This window comes from Halopelagius fulvigenes, from assembly GCF_042662625.1.
Taxonomy (GTDB): Archaea; Halobacteriota; Halobacteria; order Halobacteriales; family Haloferacaceae; genus Halopelagius; species Halopelagius fulvigenes.
On sequence record NZ_JBHSXH010000009.1, the window covers coordinates 636,586 to 654,538 of the forward strand.

19 protein-coding genes and 1 tRNA gene are annotated in these 17,953 nt (G+C 68.8%); 9 read left to right on the plus strand and 11 right to left on the minus strand.

Annotated elements, in window-relative coordinates:
* Positions 1–33 precede the first annotated feature (33 nt).
* Together ACFQEV_RS05710 and ACFQEV_RS05715 are read left to right on the plus strand one after the other, a co-directional pair.
* Complete coding sequence (locus ACFQEV_RS05710) at positions 34–948, plus strand: alpha/beta fold hydrolase (RefSeq protein ID WP_379693492.1); 915 nt, start codon at positions 34–36, stop codon at positions 946–948.
* A gap of 313 nt (positions 949–1,261) precedes the next feature.
* Positions 1,262–2,326, plus strand: coding sequence for an AIR synthase family protein (locus ACFQEV_RS05715; RefSeq protein WP_379693494.1), 1,065 nt, complete (start codon positions 1,262–1,264; stop codon positions 2,324–2,326).
* A gap of 6 nt (positions 2,327–2,332) precedes the next feature.
* Here ACFQEV_RS05715 and ACFQEV_RS05720 read toward each other — a convergent pair whose 3' ends face one another.
* From ACFQEV_RS05720 to ACFQEV_RS05735, 4 genes are read right to left on the minus strand one after another with little or no spacing between them, the layout of a single operon-like run.
* Positions 2,333–3,040: an SDR family NAD(P)-dependent oxidoreductase gene (locus ACFQEV_RS05720; protein WP_379693496.1), complete on the minus strand. Its 708-nt coding sequence runs from the start codon at positions 3,038–3,040 to the stop codon at positions 2,333–2,335.
* Positions 3,041–3,095: 55 nt separating this feature from the next.
* Positions 3,096–3,551, minus strand: a complete 456-nt coding sequence (locus tag ACFQEV_RS05725; protein WP_379693499.1) for a desampylase — start codon at positions 3,549–3,551, stop codon at positions 3,096–3,098.
* On the minus strand, positions 3,552–4,145 hold the full coding sequence (locus ACFQEV_RS05730) for an NUDIX hydrolase (RefSeq protein WP_379693501.1): 594 nt from the start codon (positions 4,143–4,145) through the stop codon (positions 3,552–3,554).
* A 53-nt stretch (positions 4,146–4,198) separates the two neighbouring features.
* Positions 4,199–5,146, minus strand: a complete 948-nt coding sequence (locus ACFQEV_RS05735) for a diacylglycerol/lipid kinase family protein (RefSeq protein WP_379693503.1) — start codon at positions 5,144–5,146, stop codon at positions 4,199–4,201.
* 52 nt (positions 5,147–5,198) lie between these two features.
* Between ACFQEV_RS05735 and ACFQEV_RS05740 the strand changes: the two genes are divergently transcribed.
* Positions 5,199–5,855 (plus strand): PHP-associated domain-containing protein, encoded by a 657-nt coding sequence (locus ACFQEV_RS05740; protein WP_379693505.1) that lies wholly within the window; start codon positions 5,199–5,201, stop codon positions 5,853–5,855.
* Positions 5,856–5,880: 25 nt separating this feature from the next.
* Here the strand turns inward: ACFQEV_RS05740 and ACFQEV_RS05745 are convergent, their stop codons facing one another.
* Complete coding sequence (locus ACFQEV_RS05745) at positions 5,881–6,303, minus strand: Lrp/AsnC family transcriptional regulator (protein ID WP_379693508.1); 423 nt, start codon at positions 6,301–6,303, stop codon at positions 5,881–5,883.
* A 97-nt stretch (positions 6,304–6,400) separates the two neighbouring features.
* On the opposite strand from ACFQEV_RS05745, the gene carA reads away from it, so the two are divergent.
* Both carA and ACFQEV_RS05755 read left to right on the plus strand, forming a co-directional pair.
* The gene (carA, locus tag ACFQEV_RS05750) at positions 6,401–7,477 is read left to right on the plus strand and encodes a glutamine-hydrolyzing carbamoyl-phosphate synthase small subunit (RefSeq protein WP_379693510.1); all 1,077 of its coding nucleotides are present in this window, start codon (positions 6,401–6,403) and stop codon (positions 7,475–7,477) included.
* Positions 7,478–7,607: 130 nt separating this feature from the next.
* Positions 7,608–8,621 carry a PAS domain-containing protein gene (locus ACFQEV_RS05755; protein WP_379693512.1) on the plus strand — a complete coding sequence of 338 codons (1,014 nt, stop codon included), beginning with the start codon at positions 7,608–7,610 and terminating at the stop codon, positions 8,619–8,621.
* A 26-nt stretch (positions 8,622–8,647) separates the two neighbouring features.
* Here the strand turns inward: ACFQEV_RS05755 and ACFQEV_RS05760 are convergent, their stop codons facing one another.
* Entirely contained in the window at positions 8,648–9,631 is a 984-nt protein-coding gene (locus ACFQEV_RS05760) for a GNAT family N-acetyltransferase (protein ID WP_379693515.1), read from the minus strand.
* A gap of 9 nt (positions 9,632–9,640) precedes the next feature.
* Complete coding sequence (gatD, locus tag ACFQEV_RS05765) at positions 9,641–10,894, minus strand: Glu-tRNA(Gln) amidotransferase subunit GatD (RefSeq protein WP_379693517.1); 1,254 nt, start codon at positions 10,892–10,894, stop codon at positions 9,641–9,643.
* A gap of 101 nt (positions 10,895–10,995) precedes the next feature.
* Between gatD and ACFQEV_RS05770 the strand changes: the two genes are divergently transcribed.
* Positions 10,996–11,511, plus strand: a complete 516-nt coding sequence (locus ACFQEV_RS05770) for a hypothetical protein (RefSeq protein WP_379693519.1) — start codon at positions 10,996–10,998, stop codon at positions 11,509–11,511.
* Positions 11,512–11,515: 4 nt separating this feature from the next.
* Here the strand turns inward: ACFQEV_RS05770 and ACFQEV_RS05775 are convergent, their stop codons facing one another.
* Together ACFQEV_RS05775 and ACFQEV_RS05780 are read right to left on the minus strand one after the other, a co-directional pair.
* On the minus strand, positions 11,516–12,175 hold the full coding sequence (locus ACFQEV_RS05775) for an ArsR/SmtB family transcription factor (protein ID WP_379693522.1): 660 nt from the start codon (positions 12,173–12,175) through the stop codon (positions 11,516–11,518).
* A 117-nt stretch (positions 12,176–12,292) separates the two neighbouring features.
* Positions 12,293–12,988 carry a DUF1405 domain-containing protein gene (locus ACFQEV_RS05780; RefSeq protein WP_379693525.1) on the minus strand — a complete coding sequence of 232 codons (696 nt, stop codon included), beginning with the start codon at positions 12,986–12,988 and terminating at the stop codon, positions 12,293–12,295.
* Positions 12,989–13,148: 160 nt separating this feature from the next.
* Here ACFQEV_RS05780 and gpmI point away from each other — a divergent pair, with 160 nt between their 5' ends.
* Entirely contained in the window at positions 13,149–14,666 is a 1,518-nt protein-coding gene (gene gpmI / locus ACFQEV_RS05785) for a 2,3-bisphosphoglycerate-independent phosphoglycerate mutase (RefSeq protein ID WP_379693527.1), read from the plus strand.
* Between the two features lie 24 nt (positions 14,667–14,690).
* On the opposite strand, the gene ACFQEV_RS05790 is transcribed toward gpmI, so the two are convergent.
* Complete coding sequence (locus ACFQEV_RS05790) at positions 14,691–15,350, minus strand: TVP38/TMEM64 family protein (protein WP_379693530.1); 660 nt, start codon at positions 15,348–15,350, stop codon at positions 14,691–14,693.
* A gap of 323 nt (positions 15,351–15,673) precedes the next feature.
* Here ACFQEV_RS05790 and ACFQEV_RS05795 point away from each other — a divergent pair, with 323 nt between their 5' ends.
* On the plus strand, positions 15,674–16,036 hold the full coding sequence (locus ACFQEV_RS05795) for a DUF5830 family protein (RefSeq protein ID WP_379694548.1): 363 nt from the start codon (positions 15,674–15,676) through the stop codon (positions 16,034–16,036).
* Between the two features lie 37 nt (positions 16,037–16,073).
* Here ACFQEV_RS05795 and ACFQEV_RS05800 read toward each other — a convergent pair whose 3' ends face one another.
* The gene (locus tag ACFQEV_RS05800; protein ID WP_379693533.1) at positions 16,074–17,309 is read right to left on the minus strand and encodes a DUF7115 domain-containing protein; all 1,236 of its coding nucleotides are present in this window, start codon (positions 17,307–17,309) and stop codon (positions 16,074–16,076) included.
* 129 nt (positions 17,310–17,438) lie between these two features.
* Here ACFQEV_RS05800 and ACFQEV_RS05805 point away from each other — a divergent pair.
* Positions 17,439–17,591, plus strand: a tRNA-Met gene (locus ACFQEV_RS05805).
* The last annotated feature ends 362 nt before the right edge of the window (positions 17,592–17,953 follow it).

Genomic DNA, 17,953 nt, shown 5'->3' on the forward strand with positions numbered 1-17,953 from the left:
AGGTTATTTGCCGAACGGGCGCGAACCGACGGTATGTCATCGACTGACGTTCCCGCGGACGGCGTCACCCCGGAGAAAGTCGGCGTGGACGCCGAATCGAGGATGGTGGACGTCGGCGACGTGAACCTCCACGTCGTCCTCGCCGGACCGGAGGACGGCGCGCCGGTCGTCCTCCTGCACGGCTTCCCCGAGTTCTGGTACGCGTGGAAGGAACACGTCGAACCGCTCGCCCACGAGGACTACCGCGTCGTCGTCCCCGACTTGCGCGGCTACCACCTCAGCGACAAGCCCGAGTCGGTGTCGGCGTACGCCCCCGACGAACTCGCGGGCGACGTGCTCGGACTCCTCGACGCGCTCGGGCACGACGACGCGCACGTCGTCGGCCACGACTGGGGCGGGTTCCTCGCGTGGTGGGTCGGACTCCACCGCCCCGAACGCGTCCGCACGCTGTCGGCGCTGAACATCCCCCACCCCACCGCCTTCCGGCAGGCCATCTATCACGACTGGGAGCAGCGATTCCGGAGTTGGTACGTCCTCTTCTTCCAACTCCCGAGGCTCCCCGAGGCCATCGCGTCGGCGACGGACTACCGCCTCCTCTCTGACATGATGCGGCGGACGAGCGAGCCCGGGACGTTCAACGCGGCGGACTTCGACTGCTACCGCGCCGCGTGGCGTCGCCCCGGCGCGTACCGGTCGATGGTGAACTGGTACCGCGCCGTCGTCCGGGCGAACCCCCGTCCGGAGACGGACCGGTGCGACTGCCCGACGCTCGTCCTCTGGGGGGCGAAGGACGACTTCCTCTCCCGGTCGCTGGCGCTGGACAGCGTGCAGTACTGCGGGACGGAACACCTCGTCGTCCTGGACGACGCGACGCACTGGCTCCACCACGAGGAACCCGTCCGCGTCCGCAACGAGCTGACGAAGCACTTCGAGAAAGCGCGCGAGTGAGGCCGCCACCGCCGGAGGGAACCGGTCGGAAGCGCCGCCGAAGCGTCGCTGTACCGCTATATATCGCCCCCGAGTCAACTTAGCGACTTTCTTAAGCCCCGACGAGAGAGTTGTAATCGACGCGGGGCATGGCCCTGTACGAAACCGGGACTGGATGACCCCGATTCTACTCTCGCCCCCGCGTCCTTCATGAGCCGGTCGGGTTCCCGCCACGGCGGGCCCGACCGTTTTCCCCCTCCGAGCGACCGCTCGGAACGCCGCTCCCTCCGCCGGGTTGCGGCACGTTGAAATCGATGGCCCGCGACCCACTCGCATGACCGACTTGGGCAAGGTGGACCGAGCGTTCTTCGACGAGTATATCTACCCGAACCTCGGCGCTGACCGCGACGACGTGGCGATCGGACCGACGCACGGCGTGGACTTCGGACTGCTCGAAATCGGCGACCGCGCCGTCTCCATCGCCACCGACCCCGTCTCCCTCCTCCCGGGCCTCGGCTTCGACCGGGCCGGTCGCTTCGCCCTCGATTTCGTCCTCGCGGACGTGGCCGTCTCCGGCCTCGCGCCCTCGCACCTCGCGATCTCCTTTACGCTCCCGCCGGAGATGACCGACGAGGAGTTCGCCGCCGTCTGGCGGTCGATGCACGAGGAGGCCGAGGACTTGGGCGTGAGCGTCGTCACGGGCCACACCGCGCGCTACGCGGGGTGCGAGTTCCCGTGGGTCGGCGGCGCGACGGCACTCGGCGTCGGCGACCCCTCGGACGTGGTCCGCCCCGACGGCGCGCGCGTCGGCGACGACGTACTCGTCACCAAGGGCCCCGCCGTCGAGGCGACGGGCCTGTTGACGAACCTCTTTCCGGACCAGTTCGACCTCCCGCCGGAGACGCTCGAAGCCGCCCGATCCCGGCTCGACGATGCCGAGTGCGTCAGGGACGCGATGACGGCGTCCGCGGCGGGCGAGGTGCACGCGATGCACGACGCCACCGAGTGCGGCGTCTTCGGCGCGTTGAACGAAGTCGCAGACGGCGCGGGCGTCCGCTTCGACGTCTCCTTGGAGGAGATTCCGGTGCGCCCGGGCGTCCGCGAGACGTGCGAGTACCTCGGCATCGACCCGTGGGCGGCGACGACGGGCGGAACGCTCGTTATCGCCGTCGACCCGGAGGACACAGACGCCGTCGTCTCCGCCCTCGAATCGGAGGGGACGCCCGTCGGCGTCGCCGAGGGAACCTCGGCGGCCCGACAGACAACGTCTGTCGGCGTCGCCGGGCGCGTCTCCGAGGGGTCCGGCGTCTACGCGGACGGCGAGCGGATCGAACACCCCGACGTGGACCCCTCGTGGGCCGCCTACGACGAGTTGTCGCGGCGGGCCGAAAACGAGTGACGGCCGTTACCAGTCGATGACCCGCTTGTCGCGCCAGAACTTGCCGGCCGGACTGCCCGGCTCGAATCGGGAGAGCCAGACGGGCGTCTCCGCGCCCTTCGTCACCGACCGGTCGGCGTCCTCGCCGCCCATGTCCGTGCGGACGTACCCGGGGCAGGCGGAGTTGGCGATGAGGCCGTCCTCGGCGTACTCGCCGTGGAGGTAGGCGGTGAGACCGTTCAGACCGGTCTTCGAGACGCGGTAGGCGGGCGACCCCCCGGACTGGGACTCGTTCAGCGCACCCATCCCCGAGGAGACGTTGACGACGCGCCCGCCGTCGTTCTGGAGGAGGAGGGGGACGGTGTGCTTGCAGACGAGCATCGGCCCGCGGAGGTTCGTCGCCAGCGTCCGGTCGATGTCCTTCACCGATTCGGAGACGATGTCGTTATCGAACTCGCCGATTCCGGCGTTGTTGACCACGATGTCGAGGCGGCCCGCCGCCGAGAAGATGTCGTCCGCGGCGTCGGATATCTCGCCCTCCTGGGTCACGTCCACGAGGAGGTGCTCCCACTCGTCGGGCACGTCGTGGGTGATGCTGCGCGTCGCCGCGAACACCGTCGCGCCGAGGTCGTACAGTCGCTCCGCTATCTCCCGTCCGATACCGCGGTTCGCGCCCGTCACGAGGGCGACTTGTCCGTCCAACGAGTCGTATAAATCGGGTCCGTCGTCGCTCATCGGCCGAATCGACGCGACGGCGCGGGAAGGGGGTTGCGCTCTCGGGCGAGCGAACTCACTCGAACCACGCGAGAGACAGACGCTCGAACGCCGAACCCGTCCACCGGTAGGCGTTCATACGATCGGTCGGCCGAACGCCGGGGTTGCAGACGAGGTAGACGTACCCCGCCCACGTCGCCTGCCGCCTGTCGGTTTCGCTGGGCACGGGGTCCGATTCGGGGTGACTGTGGTAGAAGCCGAGTACGTCCAGCCCCTCCGATTCGACCGCCTCTATCGTCCGAAGCGTCTCCTCGGGGTCGAGTTCGTACTCGACGCGGGGGTTCTCCGCGACGTTGGGGACGCGCCGGACGCGTTCGACGAACTCGACGGGCGGTTCCGCGTCCTCGACGCGCCCCGCGAGGACGCCGCACACCTCCCGCGGCGGGTCGGCGTCCGCGCCCTCGCGCGCGTGCGAGAGTACCTCCTCCCACGCCGGGCGGTCGAGGACGAACCGGCCCCTCGGCGGAGTCACTTACTCCTCTTCGAAGTCGCGGCGCATGGCGATCTCGAACCACGGGCAGAGGCGCAGTTGCCGGTACCACTCGGGGTGGTCGTGGAGGTGCTCGTAGTCCACCCAGAGCATGCCCGCTATCTCCTCTTCATCGGGGTCCACGGAGGTGTCTTCGAGCGTCACCTTCAGGACGGCGCACACCTCCCACTCCAGTCCGGCGTTCTCGTAGTAGCGCTTGTACTCGAAGCGGTCGGTCACGCGCAGGTCGCCGTACTGGTCGGGCGTGACGCCGAGTTCCTCTTCGAGGCGTTGCTTCGTCGCCTCCTCCTGCGTCTGCCCCTTCACGGGGTGGGAGGCGACGGTGCCGTCCCAGCAGGTGTCCCACAGGCGCTTGCCGGGCGCGCGTTGCGCCAAGAGCAGTCGCCCCTCCTCGTCGAAGACGAGACAGGTGAACGCGCGGTGGCGAATCCCGTCGCCGGTGTGCGCCTCCAGTCGGTTCACGAGGTCGACCTCGTTGTCGTCGGAATCGACGGCGATGACGTCCTGCTTCGCGTTCGCGTGGAGTTCCTCCGGGGAGTCGGAGTCGGCGGCGTTCCCGCCCTCGTCTGCGCTCATAGTCCGTCAATCGGTAAGGTGGGTCAAGGACTCTTCGATGCGCGGCGGCGGCCTCACTCCGCGTCGGGGTCCGACGGCGACGGGTCGTACGTCTCGCCGACGGCGAACCGCATCGCGCCCGGCCTGCAGTCCGCGACGAGGTGGCGTTCCTCGACCATCTCGCCGTCGAGGCTGAACTGCCGGGGCGTCGCCGCGTCCACGACGAGGCGCGGCACCTTCAGGCGCGTCAGGTGGGAGGCGTCGCGGCGCAGGAGGGCGTCCGCCGCGCCGGACGTGAGGTAGTCCAGCGCCGGCGCGTGTTCGACGACGACGACGTTCAGGAGGCCGTCCTCCATGTTCGCCTGTTGCATCCCCTCGCCGGGGAACCGCCGCCCGTTACCCACAAGAAGCATCAACGCCTGCCCGGACCACGCCGGTTCCCGGTCGGATCCCGCGCGCACGTCCAGTTCCAACCCCTCGAACGACCGAGTCCGTTGGAGCGTCGAGAGGACGTACGCGAGGACGCCGAAGCGACGTTTCGCCTCGGGCGTGGTCCGAGCGCTCGCCTCGGCGGTGAGTCCGCAGACGCAGGAGTTCAGAAAGAGGTTCGACGCCGCGCCCGAGTCGCCGCCGGACGACCCGTCGGTCCACCGGACGCTCCCGAGGTCGATCCGGCGTTCCTCGCCGGACTCGACCACCTCGAAGGCGTGTTCGACGTCGCGGATGCCGACGTTGTCCGCGAAGTCGTTGCCCGTCCCCGCCGGGACGACGCCGAGGCGCACGTCGTCGAGTTTCCCCGCCTCGTCCACGCCGCGAACGACGCGGTTGAGTGTTCCGTCGCCGCCGCAGGCGACGATCGTCGTCGCGCCCGCGGCGGCGGCGTCGCGCGCGAGGGTCCGCGCCTCGTCGCCGTCGGCGCTGTTTCGAAGATCGTAACCGCGAGACTCGGCGACGTCGCGGGCACGTTCGCTCTGCCGTCCGTCGCCGCTCTCGGGGTTCCGGACGAGCACGCGTCTGCTCACGGGTCGCTCTTACGGCAGAAGAACAAAGCGTTGGCGGCCCGACCCACGAGACGTGCTGGCCGTAGACCTTCACGCGCACACCCGTTTCTTCCACGCCCGTCCGGGCCGCCCGACGTGGTACGACGCCCTCGGCTTGGACCTGTTGACCGCGGCCGCGGAGTGGCGCGAACTGGACGCCGTCGCGGTGACGAACCACGACTACGCGTACTCCGCGGACCGGTCCTTCCCGACGGTTCCGGGCGTCGAGATATCGACGACGCTCGGCCACCTCGTCGTCGTCGGCCCGGACCCGCCGAGTCGGACGACGCCGGGCGAACTCGAACCGGAGGCGGCGGTCGAACTCGCCCACGAGAGGGGCTGCGCGGCCATCTTGGCGCACCCGTACCGGAACGGGACGCTCCTCGAATCCGACGCCCCGTTCGACGCCATCGAACTGAACGGGAAGAACCCCGAACACGTCGTCCAGACGCGGGAACTGGCGGACCGACTCGAACTCCCCCTCGTCGGCGGGAGCGACGCGCACTTCCCCTTCGAGGTCGGTCGCGCGTACACCCGCGTGGACGCCGACGCGCCGACGCCCGAGGCGGTGGCCGACGCGATTCGCGAGGGGGACGTCGAAGCGGTCGTGAAACTCGGGCGGGCCCACGAACTGCTCGATAAGGTGTACAACGAGGTTCACCGGCGGAAGGCGACGATGCGCCGTCGCTGACCCCGAACGTCGGAGAGAACCCCCGCTACGGCGTCTGTCCGAGGCGTTCGTCGAGGATCAGGCGCGTCTTCGTGCTCTTTACCTCCGCCAGTTCCCGCGCCTGCGTGATGAGTTCGTTCACCGCGCGCGTGTCCGCCGCGTCCACGACGAGGACGATGTCCTCCTCACCCGACACCTGCCAGACGAAGTCCACCTCGTCCCACTCGGCCATCCGGTCCGAGACGGCGGTCGTGTCCACGTCCACCGCGACGGACACCTCTATCATCGCCTTGATGTTGCCCGTGTGGGTGGCGACGGTGAACCGTTCGATGACGCCGTCCTCGATGAGACGTTCCACGCGGTTGCGGACGGTCCCTTCGGAGGTACCGACCTGCTCCGCTATCTCCGTGTACGGCGTTCGGGCGTCCCGTCGGAGGATGTCGAGGATTCGACGGTCGAGGTCGTCCATGTTCACCGTCGTCTCCCGCCTGACTTACAGATTACGAATTTCGTAACTTGGCTACGAAAGTAACACTTATACCCCCGGAATCCATGTGTTTCTCGTAATGTCGGACGCCTACCTGGCCCTGGAAGACGGCCGCGTCATCGAAGCGCGTGGTCGCGTTCCGGGATACACACGTGGCGAACTGGTGTTTACGACCGCGTACACGGGATACGAAGAGAGCCTGACCGACCCCTCGTACGAGGAACAGGTCCTCACGTTCTCCTACCCGTTGATCGGAAACTACGGCGTCCGAACCGAGCGATTCGAATCCGACCGCGTCCACCCGCGGGCCGCGATAGCGCGCGAGTTCACGGACGAGGTGGTCGAGTGGTTGGACGAGCAGTCCGTCCCCGCCATCGACCACATCGACACGCGCGAACTCGTGACGGCCATCCGCGAGGAGGGCGCGATGAAGTGCGGCATCGCTGTCGGAGACGGCGTGACGCCCGAGGACGCCCAAGAGGAGCTCTCGAAGTGCAAGGGGATGAGCGAACACGTCGACATCGGCTCGCAGGTCAGCACGCCCGAAGCGGTGACCTACCGCACGGGCGACGGCGACGCCCACGTCGCACTCGTGGACTGCGGCGCGAAGGGGTCCATCGTGGACTCCCTGCTGGAACGCGGCGCCGACGTCACCGTCCTGCCGTACGACGCGACGGTCGAAGACGTCGAGGAACTGTCGCCGGACGTCCTGTTCATCTCGAACGGCCCCGGCGACCCCGCGAACTTCACGCAGGCGCAGAACCTCGTCGAGGAGTTCGTCGGCGAGATCCCCCTCGCGGGCATCTGCCTCGGCCAGCAAGTCGTCGCCCGCGCACTCGGCGGCACCACCGAGAAGATGGACTTCGGCCACCGCGGCGTCAACCAACCGGTCCGCGACCTCCGGTCCGGGAAAGTCGTGATGACGACGCAGAACCACGGGTACACCGTGGACGAACCCGGCAACCTGAACGTCACGCAGGTCAACGTCAACGACGGGACCGCCGAGGGTCTGGAGAACGACGACCTGAACGTCATCACCCGGCAGTACCACCCCGAGGCCAACCCCGGCCCGAACGACTCGCTTGCGTTCTTCGACGACGTGTTGGCGATGACCGACGCGAAGAAACAGACGGCCGTCGCGTCGTCCTCCGACTGACCACCTCACCTGACGCACCCCGGCGGACGGGCACCCCCGTCCGGCACCGCTCGTTTTCTCACTCGACGCGGTAGCGTCGAACGTACCTCGCCACCGACATTGTGATTGCGTCGCACGACCAACGACCGGTATGGCATCCGCGCTCTCCCTCCCCGAACGGGGCTTCGACGACCTGCCGACGGAGGTGGCGATCGTGGATTCGCGCGGCGACATCGTCTACACGAACCGCGCGTGGCGGCAGTTCGCGGAGAACAACGGGCACGACGGACCCGACGACTTCCTCGGCGTGAACTATCTCGCGGTCTGCGAGGAGTTCCGCGACGAGTCCGAGGAAGCGGGCCTCGTGGCCGACGGGATACGAGACGTCCTCGACGGGAAGAGCGACGCCTTCAAACTCGACTATCCGTGTCACTCCCCGACGGAACAGCAGTGGTTCCTCCTGCGCGCGGTGCCGTTCGAGGGAGAAGACGGGGACCGGTACGCGCTTTTGATGCACCTCGACATCACGGACCGGAAACTGGCCGAACTCAGGTTGGAGGAGCGAAACCGGCAGTTGGTGAGCATCGCGGGCGTCCTCTCGGAGGACATCCGGCCGCCGCTCTCGGCCGCCGTCCGCGCGTCCGAGACGCTCGCCGAGTCCGGCGGGGACGAGGCCTGGAGGCTCGCGCACATCCTCCACCAGATCGACGCCGTCGTCCAAACGGGTACCGTCCTCGCCGAGAACGCACCCACCTTGGAGTTCGAATCGGTCGAACTGCGGGACGTAGCCGAGTCGGTGTGGCACCGCGTCAAACCGCGGGACGCCTCGTTCCTCGTCGTCGATTCGCGGGCGTTTCTCGCGGACCGTGAACTGCTCTCGTACCTCCTGGAGAACCTCCTCGCGACGGCCATCGTCCGCGCAGGCGACGCGGCGCGCGTTCGCGTCGGGACGGCGGCGGAAGGGTTCTACGTCTCCGACGACGGGACGGACGTGGCCCACCAGTACGAGACGATGTTCGACTCGGCCACCTCGGAGTTAGACGGTGAGATGTACAGTCTCGCCACCGTCGCCCGCGTCGCCGGGATTCACGGGTGGGACGTGAACGTCGGCGGGTCGGATATGGGCGGGACCTGCGTCACGGTGTCCGGCGTGACGTGGGTGTAGCGGCGGTCGGAAAGAGGGAGGTCGCCCTACGTCAGGTCCGCTTCCATCACGAACGTCGGTTGCTCCGCGGGGTCCGCGCGGGCGACGGCGGCGTCCGTCACCCACCGCGGCCCCTCGGGGACGAGGACGCGCGTGCGATCCGCGCCCGCCGCGGCGGCGTCGCGGGAGACGGCGGCGACGACCGCGCGGGCGGCCTCGGCGTCGTCGCGCGCCCACGCGCCGACGGCGTACTCGGCCCACGTCTCCGTCTCGCCGTCGTCGTTCTCCCTGTCGTACGTCCGGTTCCGGTAGGCGAACCCGCGGGTGCCGCCCCCGCGGACGACGAGCAGGCGGCCGTCGTTCGCGGCGTCGCGGAGTCTCTCCCGCGTCAGCGAAGAGAGCGCCCACGTCTCCTCGGGGTCCAAGACGAGGCCCTTCAGGTCGGTTCGAACGTCGCTGCCGGTCCAGAACGACCACGCGGCGTCCGGGTCGGCGTCCCCGCCCGCCTCGACGCGGAGGTCCGAGTCGGCCTCGGCGTCGGCGCCGGGTTCGGGGTGGACCCACCGGAACTCGATGCCGGGGTCGTAGCCGGTGTCGCGCGTGAGGCCGAGGCTGGCGACGTTCCACGAGAAGATCATGTTCCGAATCGCGGACGCGCCCGCCTCGCGGGCGAATCTGAACGTCGCGTCGCTCAGACGCTTCGCCAGCCCGCGCCCCCGGTAGTCGGGGTTGACGCGCATCCCCTGCGCCCACGCCTCGTACCCCGAGAGCGTCGTCACCTGCACGATGCCCCCGAGGTCCGTCGTCGGGGCGTCCGCGCCCACGTCGGCGACGAACGTCTGCCGCGTCTCGCCGTCGTCGTCGGCGATCCACTCGCGGTAGACGTCGCCGATGTAGTCGTCCACGCCGCGGTCGGCCCACGTCTCGCTGGTGAACGCCGCGACGGCGTCGTAATCCTCCTCGCGGGCGGGCCGGACGAGAACCGTCTCGCCCGTCTCGTCCTCGTACTCGTAGCGGGGACCGGCCGTCATCTCAGTATCTCACTCCCACGGCACGGAGCGCTGCTGGAGTTCGCCCGCCACGGAGCGAGTCATCGCCTCCGCCGGGTCGTCGAGGTTCGAAAGCGCCCACATGAGCTTCACCTTCGCCGTGCCGGGGAGGGTGTCGCCCGCCTCGACGACGCCCGCGTCCAACAGGTCCCGTCCGGTGTCGTACACCCGGTCGCAGACGCGGCCCCAGAGGCACTGGCTCGTCATGGCGACGACGACGCCGTCGTCCACGAGGTCCTCGATGACCGGGACGAAGTCGGTGTGGACGTGGCCGAGTCCGGTCCCCTCGATTACGAGGCCGTCGAGGTCCGACTCCTTCAGGAACTCGCCGTAGCGCCCGACGTCCATGCCGGGCGTGAACTTCAGAAGATCCACGTCGCCGTCGAGTTCGGGCGACAGCGACGGGTCCGCCTCGTCCCGTTCGGCGTGTTCGCGGCGGAACGTGACCTCCTCGGACTCGTAGTCCACCTCGCCTAACGGTTCCGCGCCGACCGTCTCGAACGCGTCGCGCCGGGAGGTGTGGTTCTTGCGGACGCGCGTGCCGCGGTGGAGGGCGCAGACGTCGTCGCTCTCGGTGGCGTGCATGCAGACGAGCACCTCCGCGCAGTCGGATTTGGCGGCCTCGACGGCGCAGACGGCGTTCATCACGTTGTCCGAGGAGGGGCGGTCCGCCGAGCGCTGACTGCCCGTGAAGACGACCGGCACGGGCGTATCGAGCATGAAGGAGAGCGCCGACGCGCTGAACTGCATCGTGTCGGTGCCGTGCATGACGACGACGCCGTCCGCGCCGGCATCTATCTCCTCTTTGACGGCCTCCGCGAGGTCGCGCCACACTTCGGGCGTCGCGTTCTCCGAGAGGATGTTGGCGACGACGCGGCCCCGGTAGTTCGCCCGCCCCGCCAGGTCCGGGACGGCCCGGAGCACGTCTTCGGCGTCGAACTGCGCGGTCACCGCGCCGGTTCGGTAGTCCACCGTGGAGGCGATGGTGCCGCCGGTGGAGATGAGAGAGACCGTCGGCAGGTCGTCGTCGAACTCGATTTCCGACGACGAGGAGTCCGTCTGTGCGTCCTCGATGTCGTAGACGTCCGTCTCCAGTATCTCCACGTCGGCGTCGTCGCGGTCGATGCCGACGTTGTACCCGCCGTCGAGTTTGACGACGAGGTGGTCCGGAGTGGACGACGGCATCAACACGCCCTCGTTCGTGACGCCCGCGCGTTCGACGCGGACGCGGTCCCCTGCGTTCATACCGCGACGTACCGCCGGGCGAGACTTGAAACCACCTTTTCGGCGTCGGGTGGGGACCGACGCGGCACAAGAGCCATGTTGCGGGCCGTCCCACGTCCACTATGCAACGAAGCGACGAGACGGAGTCCGCCACCCCCTCCACCTCCGTCTCCGCCTCCGATTTCGGCCTCGACGGGTTCGGCACGGACTCGGGCGAGGGCGACGCCGCCGCGCGCCGGAGCGAATCGAGCGGAAGCGGACGCCGACTCGGACGGGTGTTCTCGCCGAAGTCGTTCGCCGTCGTCCTCGTCTGTTCGCTTGCGGGCCTGTTGGTCGGCGGAGCGGTTCCATTCGTCGGGTTCGTCACCCGGTTCCTCGGCCTGTTCGCCGTGGGGTTCGCCGTCGGCCTGTTGGCGTCCCGGCGGCGCTACCTCGAAGTCGGCCTCGCGGGCGCACTCGCGTCCGGATTGACGTTTGTCCTCTCGACGCTCACCACGTTCGTCCCGTTCGCCGTCGATTTCCTCGCCCAGTACGGCGTCGCCGTCGCCGGAATCGGTGCGGGTGCCGGGCTGTTAGCGTCGCTGGCCGGACACTACTTCGGGCGCGACCTGCGGGACGGGCTAACCCGCGATATCTGAGCGGCTACCCCGAGGAGACGGCCCACCCGTCCTCGTCGCGCGAGACCAATCCGCGCTCCGCGAGGTGTTCCAGCGACCGTTCGACCGACTCGGGCGCGGCGTTGACCTCCTTCGCGATGCTTCGGACGGTTCGGGCCCCCCCGGCCACCGCCGCGAGCACTTCGGCGTAGAACCGGCTGTCCCCGTCTGAGCCGATTCGGTCGCTCAGGCGGTCCAACACGTCCGTCATCCGCCCGTGGACCCACCGCTGGGCGAGCGACAGTTCGTTCTCTAGCTCCTCCAGTCGGCCGACTTCGCGGGCCAAGTCGGCCACGTCGTCGGCCTCGTCCTTCGGGATGTCGAACGAGACGTGCGGACACCGCCCCGTCATGTCGAGACTGGGGTTGGCGGGGTAGGCGGACTTCGCGCCGAACCCGTACGGGGAGACGTTGACTTCGAGACGGAGGTTCCGAGAGATGTGGAAGTACTTCCGACGCTGGTCGTCGGTTCGAGACTCGATGAGACCAGCGTCCTCCAGTTTGCGGAGGTGGTCTATGACCGCCTTCGGACTGACGCCGAGGTACTCGCTAATCTCCGTGACGTAGCACGGTTTGTGGGCGAGAAGCCGGAGAATACGCCGGCGGTTCTCGTTCCCGAGAAGGTCCAGGAGCACCGCGGAATCCATAACCGTAGGTAAATCGTGAGGACGGAAAAGGATGACTCCCCTCGCCGGGGGTGCGACCGAGTCGCACGCCGCCGCCGTCTCCGAACTCGCGGCGACTCCCCGCCGCCCCGAAGACCGCTACCGGGTCGAATCGCCGAGTCGGTCGAACGCCCGCGCGGCGAGTGCGACGGACGCGAACGACAGGGCGACGGTGATGCCCGCGAGCAGCAGCCCGGGTTCGTACTTCAGGGGCGGGTAGAAGCCGAACCCGTAGTCGTACACGTCGTTGACGAGTGCGAGGGCGAGAGCGACGACGAGGGCTTCCCGCGTCGTCCGCCCGTAGTACGGTATCAGCGCCGCCTCCGCGACGAACAGCAGGTGGGTGAGCATAATGCCCCAGTAGTCCCACAGCAGGCCCGGCGAGAATCCGAAATAGAGGTCCGGACGGAGGTTCAACGCAACGGCGGTCCAGACGCCGTACTTCACCAGCCAGACGAACGCCAGCGTGTGGAGCACGGCGAGGACGCGGTTGTTCGGCGCGTCGGTGACGGGTTCTCCGACGCGCGGAAGCAGCGTCGCCAACGAGAGCGTCGCGAGCGCCAGCGCCGTCGGCGAGTCGCCGAACAGGGGGTAGAGCATCGAACTCACGTCCGCCAAGGAGGGGTCGGAGTGGACGTAGAAGCTGACGCCGACGAAGAACGCCGCGGCGTTGACGACGAGAAGCCACCCGAGGCTCGCGCCGTTGCCGAGGTAGTACTGCACCCACCGCACCGGGAACGGGCGTCGGAGTCGGTTCGCCCGCGCCGCCGTCGCCGTCGTCTCGTCGTCCGCCATCGCTCGCAGGAACGCCCGGCGCGCGAAAGAAGGTGTCGCGTCGGCGGCGGAACCGCCAGCGTCGAACTGTCGGGCGGAACGCCCCCGCCGCGGCGATTCCGTCAGTCCGACGACCGCCTGAAACGAAGAGTAGTTACCGCTCGCCGCCCACCGTCCGACCATGCAAGCTGCGCTCGTTATCCTCGACGGTTGGGGCCTCGGTAACCACGACCGACGCGACGCGGTGAAGGAGGCCGAGACGCCGAACTTCGACCGGTACGCCGAGACCGGCGCGTACGGGACGCTCGACGTCTCGGGCCGCCGCGTCGGACTGCCCGAGGGCCAGATGGGCAACAGCGAAGTCGGCCACCTCAACATCGGCGCGGGGCGCGTCGTCAAGCAGGCGTACACGCGCATCAACGACTCCATCGACGACGGGAGTTTCCGCGAGAACGACGTCATCGCGGGCGCGCTCGACCACGTCGAGGAGACGGGCGGGCGCGTCCACTTCATGGGCCTCGTCAGCGCCGGCGGCGTCCACTCCCAACAACTCCACCTCCACGCCCTCATCGGACTCGCCGCAGACCGGGGCGTCGAAGCCGTCACGCACGCCTTCACCGACGGGCGCGACACCGACCCGCACAGCGGCGAGGGCTACCTCCACGAACTGGAGTCGGTCGTCGAGAAGAACGAGACGGGCGACGTGGCCACCGTCTCCGGGCGGTACTACGCGATGGACCGCGACCAGAACTGGGAGCGGACGAAGAAGGCGTACGACGCCATCGTCCACCGCAAGGCGGAGTACGAGGCCGACAGCGCCGTCGAAGCGGTCAAGCAGTCCTACGAGCGAAACGAGACCGACGAGTTCGTCGAACCGACGCTGATATCCGGCGGTCCGGCGCTGGAGGACGGCGACGCCGTCTTCTTCTTCAACTTCCGACCCGACCGCGCCCGGCAGATGGTCAGTCTGCTGGCGAACCTCCGTCCGGAGGACTGGTCGTTCGACCCCGACCCGCCGGACATCCACCTCGCGACGATGACCGAGTACGACGAGACGTTCGACTTCCCCGTGGCGTACCCGCCGGAGGACCCGAAGGACACGCTCGGAGAGGTGCTCTCGCGGGAGGGCAAGACCCAACTCCGCCTCGCCGAATCCGAGAAGTACGCCCACGTCACCTACTTCCTCAACGGCGGCCGCGAGGTGAAGTTCGACGGCGAGATTCGGCGCATCGTCGAGAGCCCGGACGTGCCGACGTACGACATGCAACCGGAGATGAACGCCGATGAGGTCACCGACACCGCGATCGACATCATCGACTCCGAGGACCCCGACGCCCTCGTCCTCAACTACGCGAACCCCGACATGGTGGGCCACACCGGCGACTTCGACGCCGCCGTCGCGGCCGTCGAAGCGGTCGATAGGCAGTTGGGCCGCCTCGCTGCCGCCGTCCAACGCGCGGGCGGACACACGCTCATCACCGCCGACCACGGCAACGCCGACGACATGGGGACGGCGGACAGTCCCTTCACCGCGCACACGACGAACTCGGTTCCGTTCGTCTACCTCGCGCCCGACGGCACCGACGGCGGACGGCGCGTCCGCGCAGGCGGGTCGCTCTGCGACCTCGCGCCGACGATGCTCGAACTGATGGGGATGGAGCGACCGGAGACGATGACCGGGCAGTCGCTCCTCGAATAGCGTTCGGGCGCTTCTTCGCCCGCGTCAGACCGCGTCTTTTCCGCTTCGTCTCCGCTCGTCGTACCACTCGTAGAGCGTCGGGGCCACGAGCAACGCCGCCGCGAGGGCCGCCGCGACGCCGAGTCGAAGGTCGATAGCGCCGGCCACGTCCCCCGCCGCGAGCGTCTCCGCCGACGCGCCCGCGAGGACGCCCGCGACGGCCCACGGCGTCTCTCCGACCGCCGTCCCGACGACGAACGCGCCGAGGCGGACGCCGGAGACGCCCGCGGCGACGGAGACGACGTCCGACGGCGCGGGGAGGAGCCTGCTGGCGACGACGCTCCGAACGTCGCCGGTTCGCTCGACGAACGCCTCGCCGGCGGCGGCGACCCTGCCGCCGCGGCCGAACCGCCTCGCGAAGAGGAACGGCGGAACGCTCGTGAGGACGATGAGTGCGAGCGCGAACGGCACGCCGCCGACGCCGAACGCGTACCCGACGACGACGGCCAGAAGCGTCGTCGGCCACGCGAGAAGCGGTCGGGCGAGCGCCAGACAGACGGCGACGGCGACGAACCGCGTCGGGTCGGCCGTCGCCCACGCGAGGCGCGAGAGGACGGCGTCCGGCGAGGTGACCGCGGCGGCGACTACGACCGCGGCCAACGCGGCACCGACGCCGATTCGAGCGCCGAAGCGGAGTCGTCGCATCGTCTCCTCCTGGCTCCCGACCCGATATACGCCTTGTGCCTCGGCCGGGAACCGGCGTCCGTCGCGAGCGGAGTCGTCACCGCCGTCACCGCGCGAGGCGACCGAAGCGCGCTGCGTTTTTGGTCTCGCACCGCGCAGGTGGAGGCGTAGCCGTGCCCGACGACGAGTCCGACGCGCAAGCCGACCTGTCCGCGTTCGACGGCGGCGGCGCGGAGGCCGACACCGACACCGAGGCCGACGCCGAGAGCGACGCGACCGGGAGTTCGGCCGACCCGAGGACGCACTCGCCCGACGACGGCCCGGTCGAAACCGACGTTCGGGAGATGGACGCCGAGGAACGCGTCGAACTCGCCGTGGACCTCTTGGCGCACCTCGAAGCGGACGAACTTCCGCTCTCGGACGTCGTGGACCGGATCGAGACGGTGACGACGAACCCGACGCTCACGCGGGATATCTTAGACGCCGCCGAACTCCGCGGCGTAATCGACCGCGAGGGCGGGAACATCCGGACGCGCCGCGGCGGGACGTACGTCAGGTTCGAAGAACAGGTCGTCCGACGCGAGGGCGAGTTCGACTGCCGTCGCTGCGGCGCGAGCATCTCGACGGGACACTTCGTCCGCTTCGAAACCGGCGAACTCGGGCCGTTCGGCTCCTCGTGCGTCCGGAAAGTGCTCGGCCGTGAGTAAGAGCGAGAGAACCGCAGACCGCAGACGCCCGCGGCGTCTACCTGCCCCGCCGCAGTTCTTCGATGAGCTGTTCGATGAGCTCCCGCTGGCGGCGGATCTCCTCGCCCTGCGCCTCGACCGTCTCCCGAAGCGCCGCGACTTCGTCGGCGAGGGCGTCCTCGGCGACGGGGCCCGCCGACTCGAACCCCGAGTTCTCGAACCCCGAATCGTCGCGCTCTCCGTCCCGCGCGTCCCGCGCGCCGCCTTCCTCGGATCGAGCGTTCGCGCTCTCGCCCGACGGCGTTTCCGTCTCCGACTCGCTCCGACCGGTCGCGGACGGTGCGTCGGCGCTCGCCCCCGAAGGCGCCTCCGCGGGCGCTTCCGCCGCCTGCGCGTTCGCCGCGTCGCCCGCACCGGCGTCGGCGGTGGTCGTCTCCGCCGTCTGCGCGTCGGCCGTTTGCGTCTCCGCCGTCCGAACCTCCGCCGCCTGCCGTCCGGCGGGGACGCGCGCCGACGCCGATCCGGCCTCCGCTTCGGGGTCGGCGACCCGCGTCGCGTTCTTCGGTTCGTCGGAGAGTTCCGCGGGGTTCGCGCTCAGCGGGTCCGGCCCGTCGCCGAACGACACCGCGCCGGTTTCGGCGGGTTCCTCGTCATCGGGTTCGTTCGCGGCGCGGAGTTCCTCCAGCGAGCCGACGCCCCAGTAGTCCAGAAGCGTCGATTCGAGGGCCTCGCGGACGGCGCGCGCGTCCTCGTTCGGGGTCTTGAACCGCTCCTGCCGACCGCCGACGGTCATGACGACGGAGGTGGCGACGCTCCCGTCCTCGAAGGTGAGGTCGGTCACGTCCTCGTAGCGGTACTCCTCGTAGTCTTCGTCCCAGAGGCTGCTCCCGATGTGTCTGACGACGCGTGCGCCCGCGACGACCAACGTGAGTTCGCTGAATCTGAACAGTCGCTCCACCGACTCCCCCTCCTGAAGGATGCCGTTCGTCCTCAGGACGCCCTCCACGAGGGGGTGGAGGACTCCGTCGAGATACTTCGACGGGAGCGCGAACGTCTCCGACCCGTCGAGACCGTACTTGAGGGTCACTTTCGACTTCCGACGGCCTTCCGATACCGTCACTCGCTCTGCATCGTGCGGGTACTCCTCGACGGACTCGTCCGAGAGGAGGCCTTCGGCCCTGTAGACGAGCGTCCGCGTCGGCGTCGCGTACAGTTCGTCTTCACCGCCGAGACCGAGACGGGTGACGACGGCCTCCCCGCCGAGGGCGGACTGGACGATCTGCGGTTGACTCATAGGTGCGTTGTCCCCGTGCCTGTTGATAAATCCGCGGGTGATTCACGCGCGGTACGAGGTGTGCTGACACGCCCATCGGCGAGGACGGATGAGAAGGTTAAAGATACTCATCGCACAACGAGAGAGTGAGCCCGGGTGGCTTAGCTGGACATAGCGCCGCACTCATAGGGTTTCTGAGATTCGGTGCGGTAACGCCTTGGAAGCCTCCGCGTGCAATCGGGGCCCGCCGAGCCTCGGACCTGAGTCATGCGGAGATCGCGGGTTCGGAGCCCGCCCCGGGCATTTTCGATTCCTCACGCTCCGAGCGACGGCGTTCTTCGAGCGAGTTCTCGTTCGTCCGTCGCACCGGATACGCTCGACTGTCGGCGGTAGGGACAGTCGGGAGCGGCCAATCGCGGTGATTTCCGTACCATTTCTCGTACGGTGGGATACCGCTCAACGTACCGTGTTCCGAACGGACAGCCCCGACATGCCGTCTCGCACTCGACCGTTTCGACCCTCAGTAGTTCCATCAACTTCCGCTTCGCTCGTTCACTCGATTCACGCAATACTGGATACCGTGGTATGTTGTCGCTTGTTCCATATCTGATCTATGAGCACGCCGCAGCGGGCACCGAATAGTCGATACGAGAAGAGTAGGTTGC